Raw genomic sequence first — 18,375 nt, 5'->3', positions numbered from 1 at the left:
TCCTAATTATGAAACCTAATCTTCATGAATAGAAAATAAAAGTTTTAAATTTGACCGTTCATTATTTTTTGCACCGCTTCCACAATTTGATTAGGTTGAACAATGGTTAACCTCTCCAAAGTACCGTTATAAGGAGTAGGAATATCTTGGGAAGCTAAACGCACTACGGGTGCATCCAATTCATCAAAGAGTTGATCATTAATAGATGCCGTTAATTCTGCCCCAATACCACCACTTTTCATACATTCTTCCACAATAATCACCTTATGGGTTTTGCGGATAGACTCGCCGATGGTTTCCATATCAAGGGGTTTGAGGGAAATTAAATCAATAATTTCAGGATCATAACCCTCTTTTTCTAACTGCTTAAGGGCTTGGGTGCAATGGTGTCTCATTCTCGAATAAGTCAAAATGGTGACATCTTTTCCCTTACGAACAATTTCCGCTTTATCTAAAGGTAAAGTATATTCGTCTTCGGGTAAATTTTCTTTATGGTTATATAATAAAACGTGTTCAAAAAATAAAACGGGGTTATTGTCCCTAATAGCTGATTTTAATAATCCTTTGGCGTTATAAGCAGTGGAACAAGCAACGATTTTTAAACCTGGTACGGCTTGGAAATAGGCTTCTAATCTTTGGGAATGTTCTGCGCCTAATTGTCTTCCTACCCCTCCGGGGCCTCTGATAACACAAGGAATTTTAAAGTTTCCTCCAGAGGTGTAGCGCATCATCCCTGCGTTGTTAGAAATTTGGTTGAAAGCGAGGAGTAAAAAGCCCATGTTCATCCCTTCAATGATGGGGCGTAACCCTGTCATGGCTGCTCCCACTGCCATTCCTGTAAAACTGTTTTCGGCGATGGGGGTATCTAAAACTCTAAATTCGCCGTATTTTTCGTATAATCCTTTAGTAACTTTGTACGATCCACCATAATGCCCTACATCTTCACCGAGGACAAATACGCTTTCGTCTTTTGCCATTTCTTCGTCAATAGCTTCACGCAAAGCGTTAAACATCAAAGTTTCTGCCATTTATTTTCCTTTATTAATTCTAGCTATAGCAGATCTAATCTTATCATTTTTTGCCCTTTTCTCAAGTTAGCTGTCGGCGGTTCGATTACAGACAGATGGTAGTCGTTATCTTGATTATCAACCAGGGGGCCATTTTAAGGGGCGATCGCCCAATATATGTAAATGAAGATGATCGACGGTTTGCCCTCCATCGTTACCATTATTAATTACCACCCGATAACCATTGCTGAGATTTTCTTGGGCAGCTACTTTTTTAACGGTGAGGAGTAAATGGCCCAATAATGCTTGATCTTCTGTGTGAGCGTCATCTATCCTAATGATCGGTTTTTTAGGAATAACAAGGATATGGGTAGGGGCTTGGGGGGCAATATCCCGAAATGCTAAACACAAATCGTCTTCATATACGATGTCGGCGGGAATTTCACGGCGAATTATTTTACTAAAAATGGTTTCGCTCATATTATCTTATTTATCAATTTCAGGGGTTTATAACTTAATTTTTGACTATATCTGGTCAAGATGCAAGGAAGTTGGGGAATATTTTTTATGTGTTATTATTTGAGCAAAAAAAGGTAACTTATGGATAGTAAAGAATTAGCCAATTATATTGAACAAACCGAAGGTATTTCCAAACCTTGGTTATTGGTGCAATTAAGACTCAAAAAACTGCAAGAAAATAGAAATAATATGTCTGTGGAAGACTACGATCAAAAATTGGCTGAAATTTATGAGGATTTAATGAACTTGGGTGAATGGTGGCAAGGCATAGAAGACCAAGTTTTTTAATATTTGTCAACAAATATCACAGATAAAATCAAATTGATTATAATCAAAACAAAATAAACTTCATTACAGAATTAACCATGGTAGAATTCATCATCACTTTATCCATTACCGCCGTATCCATGTATATTGCGTCTGTGATTATCCCTGGCATCGTGATGGAAAGTGCGGGAGCGGCTTTTATTGGGGCTTTTGTTTTAGGATTGGTAAATGGGATCATTAAACCTATTTTGGTGTTTTTCACTTTCCCCATAACCATTGTTACTTTGGGATTATTTTTGTTGGTGGTTAATGCCATTTGTTTTTCTTTGGTGGGTTATTTTACCCCAGGCTTCAAGGTAGGAGGATTTTTAAATGCTTTATTTGGTTCGGTAATTGTTTCGGTGGTATCTACCATCATTAATCAAATTGTATTTTAGTTGGGTTTTGTTTCCTCCACCCAACCAGTGGCTTAAAATTCAGCACTCATGGGGGTGCGGGGGAAGGGAATCACATCCCGAATGTTGTCGATACCCGTCATAAATTGTACTAATCTTTCAAAGCCTAAGCCGAATCCTGCATGGGGCACTGTACCATATCTTCTTAAGTCTAAGTACCACCATAGTTCTTGAGGGTTGATATTCATTTCTTTAATTCTACTCTCCAGAATATCGTATCTTTCTTCCCTTTGAGAACCGCCGATTATTTCCCCAATGTTTGGGGCTAAAATGTCCATGGCGGCCACTGTTTTTTGATCGTCGTTAAGGCGCATATAAAATGCTTTTATGTCTTTGGGATAGTTACTGACAATGACAGGTTTTTTGAAGTATTCTTCCGCAAGGTATCTTTCATGTTCTGATTGTAAATCAATACCCCATTCTACGGGAAATTGGAAGGTGCGATCGCACTTTAATAATATATCAATGGCCTCGGTGTAAGTAATCCGTGCAAATTCATTATTGATGATATTCTCAGCATTGGCCAAAACAGTATTATTAATACGAAGATTAAAAAACTCCATATCTTCAGGACAAGTTTTGAAGACATAATTAAAGACATATTTTAAAAACTCTTGGGCCAAATTTTGATCCCCTTCCAAATCACAAAAAGCCATCTCAGGTTCAACCATCCAAAACTCAGCAAGATGTCGGGAAGTATTAGAATTTTCAGCCCTAAAAGTTGGCCCAAAAGTATAGACATTTTCAAAAGACATGGCCATAATCTCCGCCTCTAATTGCCCACTAACAGTGAGATAGGCTTTCTTGCCAAAAAAATCTTCCTTATAATTAGTTTTACCTTCATCATTACGGGGAATATTATCTAAATTAAAATTCGTTACCGTAAATAATTCCCCTGCCCCCTCACAATCACTGGCGGTGATAATAGGAGTATGCACCCACAAAAAACCTTTTTCTTGGAAAAATTGATGGATAGCATTAGCACAAGCATTGCGCACCCTCATCACTGCCCCAAGGGTATTGGTGCGCCCCCGTAAATGAGCTATGGTACGCAAAAATTCTAAGGAGTGACGTTTTTTTTGTAAGGGATAGTTTTCCCCATCGCACTCTCCATAAACAATCACTTTATCAGCGTGTAGTTCTATTCTCTGCCCCTTGGCGGGGGATTCTACCAAAATTCCTTCTACTGCTAAAGATGCCCCCGTACTCAATCTTTTAATAATATCGCCATATTCGGGTAAATCCTGATTTAAAATAACCTGTAAATTAGCCAGGGATGAACCATCACTCACTTCAATAAAGCTAAATTCTTTTAATTCTCTTTTGGTACGTACCCATCCTTGAATTTTTACTTTTTGGTCAGGTTGTCCTTGGCGTAAAATATTAATAATACGGTTATTCATTTTAAGATAAAAGATTTTTATGTTATTTATTTTCTACTGTTTTATTTTAACATAAATGGTTATAAATACTTCTATTTTGTTGTTAAAATAAGTCGTATTTTTTCTTAAAATAATATATTCTCACCTTTTAAAAAAAAGATACCACCTAACAGGGATTTAACTAATTTATTGCAAAAAAAAATCTATGCAATTTTTAAAAATATCAGATAAATTTAGTTCGTGAAATAGCTTTCGTTTTCAGGCTCAATTATTTATTCTATATTAAACATAATTATTTATTAGCTTATAGCAAGTCATACTGATGCATTTCTAATTTTTTGTCTTGAATATATTTAATCATCTTCAAATCTTCCCCTTTAATGTGATGAATTAACCAATCAGTTAAAAACCTTGATACTTTAGCCGTAATAAATTGTTGATGTTCTAACAACTCTTGTTGTAAAACAATTACATCATTTTTAAGGCTATCATGTTTTTCTTTATGGATTATATAATTAGGATAATTATAATCAATCATCAACTGTTCTTCCGCATCAAAATGCTTTATGGTATATTCCACAAGTCTTCCTAAAGTATTATTAATCACATCTTGCCCATGACCTTCCATCATTGCATTATGTAACTGATTAATCAACTTAAATAGATATTTGTGTTGTTGATCAATAGCATTTTCGCCCGTTAAATATTCATCTCTCCAAAAAGCAATAGACATAACATTTATACCCGATTCAGCCTATATATCTTTATTTTAAACCATACTTTCTTCCATTAGATAAAATAATCAAAAAATTCACAATAGTTAATCAGATTAATTATTTTTAAACTGTCTATATATTTTAGCTAGTTGATCAGGATTAATTTTTAAATAATAGCCAATGATCATTATTTGATTAATAAGAGTTGTTTTAAAAATCCCCAGTTTTTGCCACCGACGAGCCGAAGTTGTTACATAACCATGGGCAATGTTTATTTTACCTATTTTTTGTAGTTTTTTAATCATGGCAAAGTCTTCCATAATGGCAATCTCTGAAAAACCCCCCACCGTTTTAAAGGTTTCCTTTTTCATAAAAATTCCTTGATCTCCATAAGGTAAAGAGAATAAGTGCGATCGCACCTTAACCATCCAACTAATAAAATAAAATAGAGAATTATTGCCCTCAATCGCCAAATTAAAAGCTCCCGCCACAACCCTCCTGCGACTTAAAAGATCATTAATTTCTTGATAGTAATTAGAAGGTAAAAAAGTATCACCATGGAGAAATAATAAAATATCTCCCTTCGCTATTTTTGCACCCAAATTCATTTGAAAACCTCGATTAGCCCGAGGAGATAAAATCACACAAAAACCATTAGTTATAAGTATTTCTCGAGTCTTATCATCACTACCCCCATCCACAAAAATAACCTCACTATTTTTCGCTAACCCAATAAAAAAAGAAATATTTTTTTCTAAAAAAAATTGCTCATTAAATACAGGAATAATCACACTTATTTTAGAATCATAAATCATAACAAATAAAAAGCTATCTCACAATAAATAAGCAATAAAAACAATCCCAAATTAGTCCATTAACTATTAACAAAAATAACCAAATATATTTACCTTTTCCCCATCAATATTATTACCCAAAACTAAAAAATAAGATTCTTATATCGTCTCACCCTAACCACATCAAAAAAACATCAAAATAATAATCTAGTATTGCCATAAAACAAACAAAACATTAAAATATAACATATATAATAGGGCTGATTTTGCAAAGAAAGACCGCCGCCCAAATAAAAAAAAATTGTTTCCACTAAAAATTAGGAGGTTTTTTAATGTCCACCCAGGTTATCAACAAACCAGATACAAAATCCAATACCAAGCGCAGACACGATCCAGGCTATCGAGTCTTATTACATAACGATAGTTACAATACCATGGAATACGTAGTTCAAGTATTGATGGAAACCGTATCCCTCAGTGAGCCTCAAGCCGTTAGTGTCATGATGGAAACCCATCAAAACGGCATCGGTTTAGTGACAACCTGTGCCTTAGAACACGCAGAGTTTTATTGTGAAAGTCTCAAAAGTCGTGGTTTAACCAGCACCATAGAACCAGCCGAATAACAAACATAAATATATATACTATATCAAGTTCAATCAATTAGTTATTAAAACCACCTAGGAAAAAGCCAAAAATTAATTATTCCCTAGCAAAATAAATAAACTGCGATATAATTTAAGCTAATTTAAAGCCTATTGCAGAATAAGACCATTTTTGACTTGTTATTAAATAAAATTCATAGTTATCCCATAATACCAAGGGTGGGGGTTTTTATCCTCACCTTATCATTTATCTGGCTTCCCCTAGCCGCCCCAGTCTATCTCACCCTACAAAACACAGATGAAAACCTAACCACCATCATCACCATGGCAATGTTATTCGTTGCCTTTCTCATTCTTGTCAAACTGTGGGGAAAATATATCTACAAAAATAATAATATTTTTCGTTCTTATGGCTTGGTAAATAGTCGTAAAAATGTTCTGCACTTATTCAGCGGTTTATTAATAAGTTTTACCATCACATGGTCACTATTTGGCTTACAAGCATTATTCGGCTGGGTAACTTTCAGCGCCCCTAAAATTAACATAATCTATCTCGTGATAGAAGGCTTCATCAGTGCCATTTTAATTAGCTTTGCAGAGGAACTATTTTTCAGAGGTTGGTTATTATCAGAATTAGAAAAAGACTTTTCCCCCGCCACCACCACCGCCCTAAATGGATTTATTTTCGCCCTACTACATTTCATCAAACCCCTAGATGAAGTAATTCGCACCATCATCACCTTTCCCGCATTATTTGTATTGGGTTTTTCCCTTGTATGGGCAAAACGAAAGCATAAAAATTTATTAGGTATCTGTATTGGATTCCATGGGGGTTTTGTGTGGGGTTACTATGTGTTAAACGTGGGAGAAATGCTCACTTATACAGACGTGGTGCCTCCGTGGATTACGGGAATCAATCAAAACCCCATTGCTGGTTTAATGGGCTTAGGATTTTTAATTATTTTTGCCCTATTCAATCTCCCCAAGCAAAAGCAAAAAACCACTGTAGATAATTAATATGGCATTGCTGATTTTGAATATGAAGTATTATTGAATTACATTAAATGTATAGTATTAAAACTATTATTGCTATTGCCCATTCCCTATTGCCAAACTCAACTAAAAATCATACCTTAATTCACCAACGTCATTAATCTCAATGAAACAAATTTATTTCCTGTGTCATGAAAAATAGGAAAGTTTTCAACTAGACAGCGCACCTTAACCCAACCATGAATAGTGTAATATTAACCAAACTAATTGTCGCCATGATTTTGGGGGCATTTTTAGGGCTAGAAAGAGAATTAAGACAAAAACCGGGGGGCATCAAAACTAACGGTTTAGTTTCCCTCGCCTCTTGTGCCTTTGTTTTAATCGTAGAAGAAGTTAACCCCGAAGAAAAAGCAAGGGTAATCACAGGCATAATTCAAGGAGTTGGTTTTATTGGCGGTGGCATGATTCTCAAAGGGGGCAACAATGCCAAAGGATTAACAGGGGCGGCCGAAATTTGGATTTCCGCAGGATTTGGTTTAGCCTGTGCCGTGGGTTTGTGGCGCTTAGCCATCACCGTCTTATTACTATCTTTGATTTTATTGAAAACCATGAAAATGTTTTTTAGAAAATTTATCAACCACTGAAAAAGTGTGCAGACAGAAAACCATCTACGCCATAAATAAACAGATCATTTTTCGTACTAATTCAGCTATGATCTAATCTAAATAGTGTGCATAAAAAAATATCCATGGAAACTTGGAAAAAGGGAAAAAAATTACATAATGGACAATATATAATTGAATCCATGTCCCTCAGAGGTGGACTCGGAATTACTTATAAAGCAATGGACGTGGCGAGGGGAAAAGTAGTCGCCTTAAAAGCTATCGAGAAGGTATGGCAAAATTTTGAGCAAAGTGCCTCCTTGGAAAAACCACTAATCAAACAAGCGGTAAAAATAGCTCGTTGTAACCATCCTTCCCTAGTGAGAGTCTATCCCGAAGTTTTCCAAGAGGATAATTTAGTTTATATGGTGATGGAATATATCGAAGGAGATGATTTAGCTTCCTTTGTGGATCGTTATGGTAAGCTAGGAGAATCAGAAGCCCTCGGTTTAATCACTAAAATTGCTTCAGCTATTAACTTACTCCATCAAAACAGGGTTTTACATCAACGCATTAAACCTCAAAATATTATTCTTGATAAGATTTCCCAAGAGCCTATTTTTGTTGATTATGGTTTAGCCATCAAGTTATTTGCCTTTGAAGGGGATAAAATTAAGAATGCCATGACGGATGCCTTTGCCCCCCCTGAATTGACTCAGGAAAAGGTTAAAATTGGTGCTTACACTGACATATATTCCCTTGCCGCCATCTTATATGTATTAGTAACAGGGCAGTTACCCACTCCCTCACAATTTCGGCAATATAAAGATTTAATTTCACCACAACAATTATCCCCGAATTTAAGCGATCGCACCAATGAAGCTATTCTAAAGGGTATGAGTGTAAATCCTCAAGAGCGTCCCAAATTTATTAGAGATTGGTTTAATCTTTTGCCCCTAGAAAAACTAACGGAAAATAAAGCCCCAACGGCTACAACCAAAAAACAACCAACCGAGGAAGAAGAAAACCCCACCACCAGCCCCACCAATTCAGAAATTAGTATTTCTTTACCTCCCGAAGAAGACTTTATTATTGGAGATGATCAAGTAATTCCCCTCAAAAATAATCAAAATCCCTTGCCAGAAAATAATTTAGTAACCGACTCACCCACCATCGAAAATTTTGAGTTTGACTCCATAACTATCCAAGAAAAGAAAAAGCTATTTGGTTTAGTAGGAGGTATTGATAAACAAGTCATTACCAGAAAAAACAAATTTTTTGTCGAATATTTGGGAGAAGGGGTAAACTTAGAAATGATTTTTATCCCCGCAGGAACTTTCTTAATGGGTTCACCTAACGACGACTCAGAAAAAGAAAAAGACGAAACCCCCCCTTACCGAGTTAATATTTTTCCTTTTTATATGAGTAAATATCCCATTACTCAAGCTCAATGGCGTTTTGTTAGTAATCTTCCGAAGGTAAAACGTTTTTTAAATGAAAATCCCTCGGGTTTTAAAGGGGATAACTTACCCGTGGAAAAAGTATCTTGGGATGATGCCCAAGAATTTTGTGCCAGATTGAAACAATATACTAAACGTGGTTACCGATTACCCAGTGAGGCGGAATGGGAATACGCCTGTAGGGGGGGCAGTAATTCTATTTTTTCCTTTGGAAATATTATTAACCCTCAATTTGCTAACTACGATAATCGTAAAAATAGTAATAATAATGGTGGTAACGATGACAAATTTGACCGTAAAACTACCCCAGTAGATAGCTTTTTCCCCAATGGTTTCGGTTTATACGACTGTCATGGTAATGTGTGGGAATGGTGTCAAGATCATTACACCCCGAATTATACCAATAAATCCAAGGATGGCTCTGCTTTTCGTTCCCAGCTTAGTACCACTCCTCGGGTAGTCAGGGGTGGTTCATGGTCTTTACCTAGTAACTATTGTCGCAGTGCGAAGCGTAGTAGTTATGTGGCAGATTCTACTTATAATTTTATTGGTTTTAGGGTGGCTTGTATTTTAGATGGTTAGGTTTTGGCGAATTACTTTTTTTTGTTTGTGGATGACTGTGTTTTTGTCGGCACAGGCTAGGGCTACTCCTTGGCAAGACATAGAGAGTAGGGGACGTTTATTGGTGGGAGTTAGCCAATATGATCATCGTCCTTTATCTTTTCGGGATGATCATGGAAATTTACAGGGGTTGGAAGTAGATATTATTCGTCGTCTTAGCCAAGAGTTATTGGGCAATTCTATGGCGGTGGATTTAGTTCCTCTCACCAATACCCATCGCCTTAGGGCGGTAATTGATGGGGAGGTAGATTTGGCGATCGCCTCTCTTACTGTTACCCGTTCTCGGTTACGGGTTGTGGACTTTAGCCACCATTATTATCTTTCTGGTACGGCTTTAGTTAGCTCACAAAATTCCTCCATATCCCCTAGAGATACCATCGCTGTTTTAGAGGGTTCTAGTGCGATCGTTCTTCTCAAGCAAAATTTTCCCTCCACACAACTACGAGGAGTTAAATCTTATCAAGAAGGATTATCATTAATCCAAGAAGAAAAAGTAACCGCTTTTGCAGGAGATGTAACCCTACTCACAGGATGGGTACAAGAGAACCCCTCATATTATCTATTACCCCAAATATATGGAGCGTATCCCTTGGCGATCGCCCTTCCCAAAGGTTTACAACATCAAGAATTTAGACAAAAAGTAAATAAGATAATCACTTCCCTAGCCCAAGAGGGATGGTTACAAGAAAGGATTGAATATTGGGGTTTACCTCAGTAAACCATTGACCATGAACAGTTATTCTCTTTCAAGGTGTCAGGTGTTAGGGGGTTGGTGAATTAAGGTATGATTTCTCGTGGAGGAAGGGAACCGGGGACGGTTCTAATATTTGGAAGTCTTAGTTTTTAGCGTAATTCAACTATATTTCATACCATAATTAACAATGTCAAAAATCTATGTAAATTAACTTTTTCGTATTCACTTCCTTAATCGATTGACAAAGGCTGGTAATATTTTAAACCGGCAATCTGTAATACTAAATCCATGAATCAAAATATATTTTAGTTCAATTTATTGAACGATAAACTTTTAGCCTTGTAATTCATTACAAAGGGAGTGATAATATATTTTCTCAATCAGATTAGATATAACTTGGCTACACGAACGCACATTTATAAACCTCTCTAAGCAATCAACTATATTACTAGCTACCCAACGAACGTTAACCCACTAACAACGACTTAGGGATAAACAGCAAAAAATCTTATCGCTAATTCCTCTCAAAAACAGTTGCAAATAAATATCAATTAAGCTATACTATTTTTAGTAGTTATTTAAATAAGTTTGCAGTAACGAAGGCAGTCCCAAGGGTTGTTGACAATTACCACAAACTTGCTTGGCTTTATCGGTGATTTATGAATCACTCATTAAGCCTCGATGGCGAAGGTGAAAATTGTTCTTAATGTGTTAAATTGTTTCCTCAATTTATTTAGGGGCTTCCCTCATGAAGAAGTCCCTTTTTTTTTCAAATATTTAAATAATTGCCGTAGTTTTTTCTTTTTTCCTTTCTCTTGCTTAGGAGAAGGGATTTTTTTTGACTATAAATAATCTGAGTGTTATCAAGACTTATCAATATCGTTAACTATTATCTACCTCACTCCTCATCACCCTATCCCCTTATCCTCCCCACTCCCCATCTCAACTAAAAAACATTATTGCGGACTCAAACTACATATAAGGTGCGCTGGAAAAGTTTCTTTCCTGAAAATAATGTAACAAACTATTTTTGTTTGTAAATTTTTAATAAAAAAAGTTTACTAAAATAACTCTGTCATGTATATAGTCAAAAACTATATAAACAAAAGGTTTTGAGAATATAGTTATCCCTCCCGTAGAGGAAGACAATGATGAGTACAATTACTTATTGTTCATGATGAGCAGTTATTTTAAAAATCCTGTTGCTATGATAGATACAGTTAGTAATTCCAATAAATAGTGAATTTTATGTAAGGAATTATCTAAAAATGATTGTAAATAAAAGGAGTGTATGAAAGCCATGACTAACAAAGCACAATTATCATTAGAGCAACAATTTAACCTACGTTCATTTGAAACTCAAGTAGCGCAAATGAGTAGGGATCAAGCTCAGGATTTTTTAATAAAACTCTATGAGCAAATGTTGGTTAGGGAAAATATGTACAAAGACGTATTAAAGCACCAATGGGGCTTAGAGTGATTATTAGGTAACTAATTTGATATTTCATACACCTCCTTCTCTTGCTTAGTTCAAATGCTGAAAAAAGCTGGGGATGTTGGGGTTTTTTTATGGAAAAAATAGGTATTTTGCCCACCACAAATCATAGTAGGTACTTAAGTGATTAATTATGCTATTCACTAAAATTAATTAGAAAATTTTGACCGTCTAATTTTCCGCTTCCCATGAAATTATTAATAGAATTATTCGCTCCATATTCTAATTTTAATAATCCACTGGCATCAGCCATACCCGATGAAGTTGGCTCAATATGGATGGTATAAGCATCTTGATGGGATACTCTACCTCGAAAGTTAATAATTGTATCATTGCTTAAAGATATACCGATGGTGGCACTGTCTTGGTCTTGAAGTTGTATCATAACCGAAGAAATATTTTCATTCTCTCTCCCTTCTAAGCTAAAAATACCCCTGCCCTGTTGTTGATAGAAGGGAATAAAGTCAGAAGACTGATTATCAGGGGTTGTAGTGTTATTTTCTGGGCCAAAACTAATGGAAAATGATTGAGAATCTAATAAACCATCTCCTTGTAAGAGAGTTATGGTGTCGTTTTGATATTGCATTACTAAATAACCTTCTGCGTCTGCCATTCCTGAGTTAGTGAGGGAGGTGACGATGGTGTAAGGGTTTTCTGGTATGGCTTCCCCTGTAAATTCAATGGTGCGATCGTCGTTTAGGAAAAGGACAATGTTACTTTTTTGAGAGTCTATCATGGAGAAGGAAACGGCTGATATGCCTACGGTATCTCGGTTTTCTAGTTCAAAAATTCCTTGCCCTGAGTTTTGTAGATTAAGACTGGAATTTTGGGCTAGGGAAGATGTTTCTGAGATGTTTTCTGAGGGGGTAATGGTTTCTGGTTGATTTTGGTTAAGGGTTTGGTTGATGTTTTTTTCTAAGTCGCAGCCTGGTAAGAGTAAAATGGCACACAGAATTAGGGGGAATGGATGTTGGGTGATTTTTAGCATGGGATATTTATTTTTTAGTGATGTTGATTATTTCTTGGGCTACTTTTTCTGTGGCAAGGATGCCTTGGTTACCTTGATGGAGACTATCTATCATTCTCTGATAGTCTTTTTGGGTAGATTTTTGACGATCGCCATTTAGCAGTAAATCGAGGGATTCTGTGAGAATATTAGTTACGGTGGCTTCTTCTTGTAGTAATTCGGGAACAATATTTTCCATTAACACAAGGTTAGCCATGGACATATAAGGAATAGAAAATTTTAAAAATGTTCTACCTACCCAAATGGTAAAAGGATTTACCTTATAAATTACTACTTGAGGAATTTTGAGTAGGGCTAATTCTAAATTAACAGTGCCAGACTTAGTAATAGCTAAATCGAGGGCGGGGAATAATTCTAAACTATTGCCATCATAGAGAGTAATATCTAAACCCGATTTTTTAATCATCGATTCTATCTCGGGGCGATATTGGGGTAGGGAAACAGGTAAAAAGAATTTAACCCTATCTACTTGTTTTGCTATTTCTTGGGCGCTTTCCAACATCACGGGTAACAAATATTTTAACTCCTGTTTTCTGGATGCAGGAATAAGGGCGATCGCCCTTTGCTCAGACTCAAGCCCTAAAAAACTTCTAGCCTCATCCCTCGAAAGATTATTTTTAAACTTCTCCAACAAAGGATGACCCACATAGGTACTAGATACCCCCTTATCTTCATAAAACTTTGCCTCCTGAGGAAAAATAGCCAATAACCGATCAGTTACATTGACCAATTGATTAACATTTTGTTCCATGGGAGTCCATACCCAAAACTGCGGTGCAATGTACCAAATAATAGGAATATCAGGAAAATTATCTTTCAAAAAAGAACCAATACTCAAATTAGGCCCCAAATAATCAATCAATACCACCACATCAGGCAAGTTTTCCCGCAAATGTTTTTTTGCCAACCGTTGCACCCGCCAAGTAGGAATAATAAAAGGTAAAGATTCCAATAAACCCACCGAGCCAATGGCAGTGGTATCCGCAATCAAATTAACCCCCGCCGTCGCCATTTTTTGCCCCCCCAAACCACTGATTTCCATCTCCAATCCCAAAGATTTACCTAGCCCCAACAAAGACTCCGTCAAAAGCCCCCCTTGTAAATCTCCCGACACTTCCCCCGTACTGATAAATATACGCATAACCTAAAAAAAATCCTAAAACACCATTGATTTTACATTAGTTGAATGGCTTATAATTGCAAGGTAATAAAGAAAACCATACATAGCCCTAAACAAAATAAACTTACTCAATATCCTTAAAACCTGAAAATATAGATACTTCAACCTAAAACCTAACACCTGAGCTATTGCCCATTGCCCGTTCCCTGTTCCCCTGATTATGATATAATTATAGGTTGCAGTTTCAAAAATATTAGGAAAAATGAGTTTAACCCAAGAGAAAAAACAAGAAATTATCGGTCAATTTCAAGCCCATGAAACCGACACAGGATCTTCAGCCCTACAGGTTGCCCTACTAAGTGCCAGAATCAGCCAATTAACCGAACATCTCAAGGTTAACAAAAAAGATCATTCCTCCCGCCGTGGTCTTTTAAAGATCATTGGTAAACGTAAACGTTTGTTAGGATATATCAAGAGAAAAGATCCCCAAGGATACCAAGATTTAATCAAAAAATTAGGTATTCGTGGTTAAAAATAGGAATTAAAAAAGAAATATATCAATTATGCCATCTCCTTCAGAAAGAAAACCATTACCCTTTGAGCCGAAAAGCAAAAAAGAAAAAGTAGAAAAAAAACCCCCTACTGAAAACAAATCCCAAAACAGTGTCAAGCCTACTCCAGAGACTGTGAAAAGGAACAAAAAGCAAGAAGCATCTTTAAAGGAAATTCCTGAAGAAGTAAGTAAAAGAATGGTTCGGAGAATGGCTATTTTTAGTGGTATTCCCACCGGATTGGGCATATCTTCCTTTTTTCTATTCTATTTAATTGTTACCCAAGAATGGTTCAAAATACCTAATACTGCAGTTTTATTGGTCAGTTTAGGCTTATTTGGATTAGGTGTGTTAGGTTTGAGTTATGGCATTTTCTCCACCTCATGGGATGAAGGTAGAGTAGGTAGTTTGCTAGGCACGGAGGAGTTTTCTCTTAATGTCGGTAGGATGTTGTCCGCTTGGCGCACCGCTCGGCAAGAAGCCAAAGAAGCAAGAGAAGCCAAAAATCAATTAAAAGACTGATCAAAATTTGATTTGACAGTTGATAATGAAATAAATAGGTATATTAATTATGATCGTTGTAATGAAAGTGGGTACTCCCGAACCTGAAATTACCCGTGTAAGCGAGGAATTGGGTTCTTGGGGTTTGACACCCGAAAAAATTGTCGGACAAACGAAGGTGATTATCGGTTTGGTAGGCGAAACCGCATCCCTTAACCGTGAACAAATTCAGGAAGTTAGTCCTTGGATTGAGAGTGTGTTGAGGGTTGAAAAACCTTTCAAACGTGCTAGTTTAGAATATCGCCATGGCCAAGCTAGTGAGGTGGTTATTCCTACTCCTAATGGTGATGTGGCTATTGGTAGGGATAATCCTATCGCTATTGTGGCAGGGCCTTGCTCCGTGGAAAATGAAGAGATGATCGTGGAAACGGCGATGAGAGTCAAGGCGGCGGGAGCTAAGTTTTTACGGGGTGGAGCATATAAGCCTCGAACTTCTCCTTATGCGTTTCAAGGTCATGGTGAAAGTGCGCTCGGATTATTGGCTGCGGCTAGGGATGCTAGTGGTTTAGGGATTATTACTGAGGTGATGGACACTGCTGATGTGGAAGTAATTTCTGAGTATGCTGATGTACTACAAATTGGGGCAAGAAATATGCAAAATTTCTCCCTATTAAAAAAAGTCGGCAATCAACCTAAGCCTGTACTTTTAAAAAGAGGTATGTCGGCTACCATTGATGAGTGGTTAATGGCGGCGGAATATATTTTGGCAGCGGGTAATCCTAATGTGATTTTGTGTGAGCGTGGTATTCGTACTTTCGATCGCGCTTATGCCCGTAATGTCCTTGATTTATCTGTGTTACCTGTACTCAAGACTTTAACCCATTTACCAATTATGATTGATCCTAGTCATGGTACTGGTAAATCTGAATATGTTCCTGCTATGGCTAAAGGTGCGATCGCGGCGGGTACAGATTCCTTAATGATTGAAGTACACCCCAACCCTGCCAGAGCCTTATCCGATGGGCCTCAATCTTTAACCCCCGATGCTTTCGATGCTCTAGTTAAAGAATTAGCCGTTTTTGGTAAGGCTGTAGGGCGCTGGGAAGAAGCAGTTCCAGTTCTTGCTTAGATTTTAAATTAACATAATCTAACTAACAAGCCCCCTTAAAGGGGGTTTTTTGATAGCTATTTACCCAAAGATAATTCTCCTTTTTTACCTAAAATTCCTTGAGGTCGTGAGACAATTAAAACCATTAAAACTAAACCAATAATCATCATTCTTAAAGAACTTAATTGAGCTGTAGTTATAAAATCATAATTATCAGAAATAAACCTAGTTAAAGACTCGTAAGCCCAAAAAATTACCGAACCGAGTATCGTTCCTGCATTATTTCCAGCGCCCCCTACCACAATAATAATCCAAGCATTAAAAGTAATTAAAGATTCAAAACTACTAGGATAAATAGTGGTAAATTGCCAAGCATAAAAAGAACCAGCCAAACCTGCGATCGCCCCTCCCAACATAAAAGCCTGTAATTTATACCAAAAAATATTTTTACCCAATGCCCTCGGTATTTCTTCATCCTCTCGAATAGCTTTTAAAACCCTACCCCAAGGGGAATGAACCAGTAAATCTAAACCATAATAAACCCCGACCAAGGCAATTAACATTAATAACATTAATCCTGACTTATAGGTATAATTATAGAGAGCAATTACCCCATTAATATAAGTAATTAAAACTAATAAAAAAGTAATAAATCCTTTAATATATACATCTCTTGCCTTGGAAAATTGAAAACTTTTTCCCTGTATTTCCTTTCCCCCTTTGAGCTGTTTTTTAATATTAATAAATAAACGCCAAATTACAAAAATAGCCAAAAAAGTTAAAATAAAAATCATCATTAACTTTCCCGCAAAATTAGGTTGAAAAGAGCCAAAAGGTAAAGGATAACTTTGAATACCAAAATTCCCTTTCGTTAACCATTCCTCATTTTGTGCCACCAAACGGAGAAATTCAGCCACACCAATGGTGACAATGGCAAGATAATCTTCCCGTAATCGAAGGGTAGAAGCCCCCATTAATAAACCTAGTAAAGAAGCCCCGACAATGCCCACAATGACAGCAAAAAAAATGGGGACTCCCCCAAGACTCAGTAAAACTGTAGTATAAGCACCGATGGTCATAAATGCCACATGACCAAAATTAATTAATCCTGTAAAACCCCACTGTAAATTTAAGCCGAGGGCAAACAAGGCATATAAACCCGTGGAAATTGTTAAGAAAACAAGGTATTGAACCATTAAAAATGTTTAGCCTCCACTATCTTTATAATTAATTTTTTATCTTAAAATCTTTTCGAGTATAGTGGAAAAACAATTAGTATGGGTAGAAAACCTTGGATAAAAAAAGGGCGTTGTAGAGCGCCCCTTATAATGATTAATTATTCAATTTCGATGGAAGTCGGTTTACTATCATCCCCACCACTATTGCCATTATTGCGGCTAGAATCATCTAACGGTTGACGATATTGGGCGTAAAGGCGATCGCGCCAGGTAAAGAAAGGCTCATAGGCACTATTATCCCCTAAACCTGGAATAGCCTTTCCTGTAATATCCATCGGTACATCATAATAAGCAACTTCGGGAAATTTGATAATGGTGCTAAGGGCGGCCACCGTTAAATCCGCCAAAGTAGGCTCATCACCCACTAAATAGGGTTGATTTTGTAAAATGAGACTTAGAGCCTCTAAATCTTGTTTTAAACCCCTCTGAGCTTGTTTATATATATCACTACCAATGGCACCTAAAAAATCTCCTGGGATAGAGCCAACAATATTTTTTAATAAATCAGGGGTATCAGTGGGTAAAAAAGCAGTGCGGAAATTTTGATATTGATTAAGAGCCCCTAAAAAAGTTTTACGCCCCTTCAAACCTAAAGACTCATCCGCCCATTCTTCCATGAGTAAACATTGTCCCCTAGCCACCGCATCAGTCGGGATAAGGGGCTTTTCAGGGTATTTACGATCCAAATATAAAGCGATTTCCGTAGAATCACTAATTACCGTGTCACCATCCTTTAAAACAGGTACTTGTCTTTGTCCAGAAATCTTGAAAACCTCTAACTGCCCGATGCCGGGGGTAACTTCAATTTTTTTGTATTCTAAACCTTTGAAATCTAATATTAAACGTACTTTTTCGGAAAATTGTGATAATTCAAATTGATATAGTTCTAACATAAACCGACCTCAGTCTTCATAAAACTTAACATCTATACTTTAACTTGTTTTTTAAGAGTTGATGAAAAAGTCTTTTATCTCGTTATCTGGGAGCATGGGTGATTTATGTTAAAATTTTCGGCTTAAGGCAGGGAACGGGGAATAGGGAACAGTTTTTGATGATTTATAACTATAAATGAAGAATCTAAATATTTTTAACTACTTCTTAATCCTAAAAATTCAAAAACGCCGTATTCTTTTACTGGTAAAATTTGAGCGTTTCTGGGGGATTTTCTATTGTAATGATTTATGTAAACTTAATATTAATCATCGTATGAAATATAATTAAAT

Annotated in this window: 20 protein-coding genes; 11 read left to right on the top strand and 9 right to left on the bottom strand. The window is 36.5% G+C overall.

Features of this window, described 5'->3' with window-relative positions; translation table 11 throughout:
• Positions 1-44: 44 nt before the first annotated feature.
• A complete protein-coding gene (locus IQ215_RS02245) occupies positions 45-1,028 on the bottom strand; it encodes an alpha-ketoacid dehydrogenase subunit beta (protein WP_193799703.1) in 984 nt (327 codons plus the stop codon).
• Between the two features lie 117 nt (positions 1,029-1,145).
• Positions 1,146-1,487, bottom strand: a complete 342-nt coding sequence (locus tag IQ215_RS02240) for a histidine triad nucleotide-binding protein (protein WP_193799702.1) — start codon at positions 1,485-1,487, stop codon at positions 1,146-1,148.
• Positions 1,488-1,607: 120 nt separating this feature from the next.
• Between IQ215_RS02240 and IQ215_RS02235 the strand changes: the two genes are divergently transcribed.
• Together IQ215_RS02235 and IQ215_RS02230 are read left to right on the top strand one after the other, a co-directional pair.
• The gene (locus IQ215_RS02235; RefSeq protein ID WP_193799701.1) at positions 1,608-1,814 is read left to right on the top strand and encodes a hypothetical protein; all 207 of its coding nucleotides are present in this window, start codon (positions 1,608-1,610) and stop codon (positions 1,812-1,814) included.
• A gap of 77 nt (positions 1,815-1,891) precedes the next feature.
• Positions 1,892-2,230: a phage holin family protein gene (locus tag IQ215_RS02230; protein WP_193799700.1), complete on the top strand. Its 339-nt coding sequence runs from the start codon at positions 1,892-1,894 to the stop codon at positions 2,228-2,230.
• Between the two features lie 32 nt (positions 2,231-2,262).
• Here IQ215_RS02230 and asnS read toward each other — a convergent pair whose 3' ends face one another.
• From asnS to IQ215_RS02215, 3 genes are all read right to left on the bottom strand, one after another.
• Positions 2,263-3,651 (bottom strand): asparagine--tRNA ligase, encoded by a 1,389-nt coding sequence (gene asnS / locus IQ215_RS02225; RefSeq protein ID WP_193799699.1) that lies wholly within the window; start codon positions 3,649-3,651, stop codon positions 2,263-2,265.
• 283 nt (positions 3,652-3,934) lie between these two features.
• Positions 3,935-4,363: a bacteriohemerythrin gene (locus IQ215_RS02220; protein ID WP_193799698.1), complete on the bottom strand. Its 429-nt coding sequence runs from the start codon at positions 4,361-4,363 to the stop codon at positions 3,935-3,937.
• Between the two features lie 96 nt (positions 4,364-4,459).
• Positions 4,460-5,161 (bottom strand): TIGR04283 family arsenosugar biosynthesis glycosyltransferase, encoded by a 702-nt coding sequence (locus IQ215_RS02215; protein WP_193799697.1) that lies wholly within the window; start codon positions 5,159-5,161, stop codon positions 4,460-4,462.
• A gap of 311 nt (positions 5,162-5,472) precedes the next feature.
• On the opposite strand from IQ215_RS02215, the gene clpS reads away from it, so the two are divergent.
• The 6 genes from clpS (at position 5,473) to IQ215_RS02185 (ending at position 11,592) form a co-directional block, all read left to right on the top strand.
• The gene (gene clpS, locus IQ215_RS02210; RefSeq protein ID WP_193799696.1) at positions 5,473-5,763 is read left to right on the top strand and encodes an ATP-dependent Clp protease adapter ClpS; all 291 of its coding nucleotides are present in this window, start codon (positions 5,473-5,475) and stop codon (positions 5,761-5,763) included.
• 132 nt (positions 5,764-5,895) lie between these two features.
• Complete coding sequence (locus tag IQ215_RS02205; RefSeq protein ID WP_241735230.1) at positions 5,896-6,759, top strand: CPBP family intramembrane glutamic endopeptidase; 864 nt, start codon at positions 5,896-5,898, stop codon at positions 6,757-6,759.
• Positions 6,760-6,974: 215 nt separating this feature from the next.
• Positions 6,975-7,379 (top strand): MgtC/SapB family protein, encoded by a 405-nt coding sequence (locus IQ215_RS02200; RefSeq protein ID WP_193799695.1) that lies wholly within the window; start codon positions 6,975-6,977, stop codon positions 7,377-7,379.
• Positions 7,380-7,483: 104 nt separating this feature from the next.
• The gene (locus IQ215_RS02195; protein WP_193799694.1) at positions 7,484-9,379 is read left to right on the top strand and encodes a bifunctional serine/threonine-protein kinase/formylglycine-generating enzyme family protein; all 1,896 of its coding nucleotides are present in this window, start codon (positions 7,484-7,486) and stop codon (positions 9,377-9,379) included.
• 31 nt (positions 9,380-9,410) lie between these two features.
• Positions 9,411-10,136 carry a transporter substrate-binding domain-containing protein gene (locus IQ215_RS02190; RefSeq protein WP_241735229.1) on the top strand — a complete coding sequence of 242 codons (726 nt, stop codon included), beginning with the start codon at positions 9,411-9,413 and terminating at the stop codon, positions 10,134-10,136.
• Positions 10,137-11,412: 1,276 nt separating this feature from the next.
• Complete coding sequence (locus IQ215_RS02185) at positions 11,413-11,592, top strand: NblA/ycf18 family protein (RefSeq protein ID WP_193799692.1); 180 nt, start codon at positions 11,413-11,415, stop codon at positions 11,590-11,592.
• A gap of 151 nt (positions 11,593-11,743) precedes the next feature.
• On the opposite strand, the gene IQ215_RS02180 is transcribed toward IQ215_RS02185, so the two are convergent.
• Together IQ215_RS02180 and lpxB are read right to left on the bottom strand one after the other, a co-directional pair.
• Positions 11,744-12,595: a hypothetical protein gene (locus IQ215_RS02180; protein ID WP_193799691.1), complete on the bottom strand. Its 852-nt coding sequence runs from the start codon at positions 12,593-12,595 to the stop codon at positions 11,744-11,746.
• 7 nt (positions 12,596-12,602) lie between these two features.
• The gene (gene lpxB / locus IQ215_RS02175) at positions 12,603-13,775 is read right to left on the bottom strand and encodes a lipid-A-disaccharide synthase (RefSeq protein WP_193799690.1); all 1,173 of its coding nucleotides are present in this window, start codon (positions 13,773-13,775) and stop codon (positions 12,603-12,605) included.
• A gap of 241 nt (positions 13,776-14,016) precedes the next feature.
• Between lpxB and rpsO the strand changes: the two genes are divergently transcribed.
• The 3 genes from rpsO to aroF are packed head-to-tail and all read left to right on the top strand — an operon-like array spanning position 14,017 to position 15,935.
• Positions 14,017-14,286, top strand: a complete 270-nt coding sequence (rpsO, locus tag IQ215_RS02170; RefSeq protein ID WP_193799689.1) for a 30S ribosomal protein S15 — start codon at positions 14,017-14,019, stop codon at positions 14,284-14,286.
• Positions 14,287-14,317: 31 nt separating this feature from the next.
• Positions 14,318-14,827: a PAM68 family protein gene (locus IQ215_RS02165; RefSeq protein ID WP_193799688.1), complete on the top strand. Its 510-nt coding sequence runs from the start codon at positions 14,318-14,320 to the stop codon at positions 14,825-14,827.
• Between the two features lie 49 nt (positions 14,828-14,876).
• A complete protein-coding gene (aroF, locus tag IQ215_RS02160) occupies positions 14,877-15,935 on the top strand; it encodes a 3-deoxy-7-phosphoheptulonate synthase (RefSeq protein WP_193799687.1) in 1,059 nt (352 codons plus the stop codon).
• A gap of 56 nt (positions 15,936-15,991) precedes the next feature.
• On the opposite strand, the gene IQ215_RS02155 is transcribed toward aroF, so the two are convergent.
• Together IQ215_RS02155 and IQ215_RS02150 are read right to left on the bottom strand one after the other, a co-directional pair.
• Positions 15,992-17,110: a branched-chain amino acid ABC transporter permease gene (locus IQ215_RS02155; protein ID WP_193799686.1), complete on the bottom strand. Its 1,119-nt coding sequence runs from the start codon at positions 17,108-17,110 to the stop codon at positions 15,992-15,994.
• A 140-nt stretch (positions 17,111-17,250) separates the two neighbouring features.
• Complete coding sequence (locus IQ215_RS02150; RefSeq protein ID WP_193799685.1) at positions 17,251-18,045, bottom strand: glutathione S-transferase family protein; 795 nt, start codon at positions 18,043-18,045, stop codon at positions 17,251-17,253.
• Positions 18,046-18,375: the final 330 nt, after the last annotated feature.

This window comes from Cyanobacterium stanieri LEGE 03274 (assembly GCF_015207825.1).
Classification (GTDB): Bacteria; Cyanobacteriota; Cyanobacteriia; order Cyanobacteriales; family Cyanobacteriaceae; genus Cyanobacterium; species Cyanobacterium stanieri_B.
This window is presented reverse-complemented; position numbering and strand designations above follow the sequence as displayed.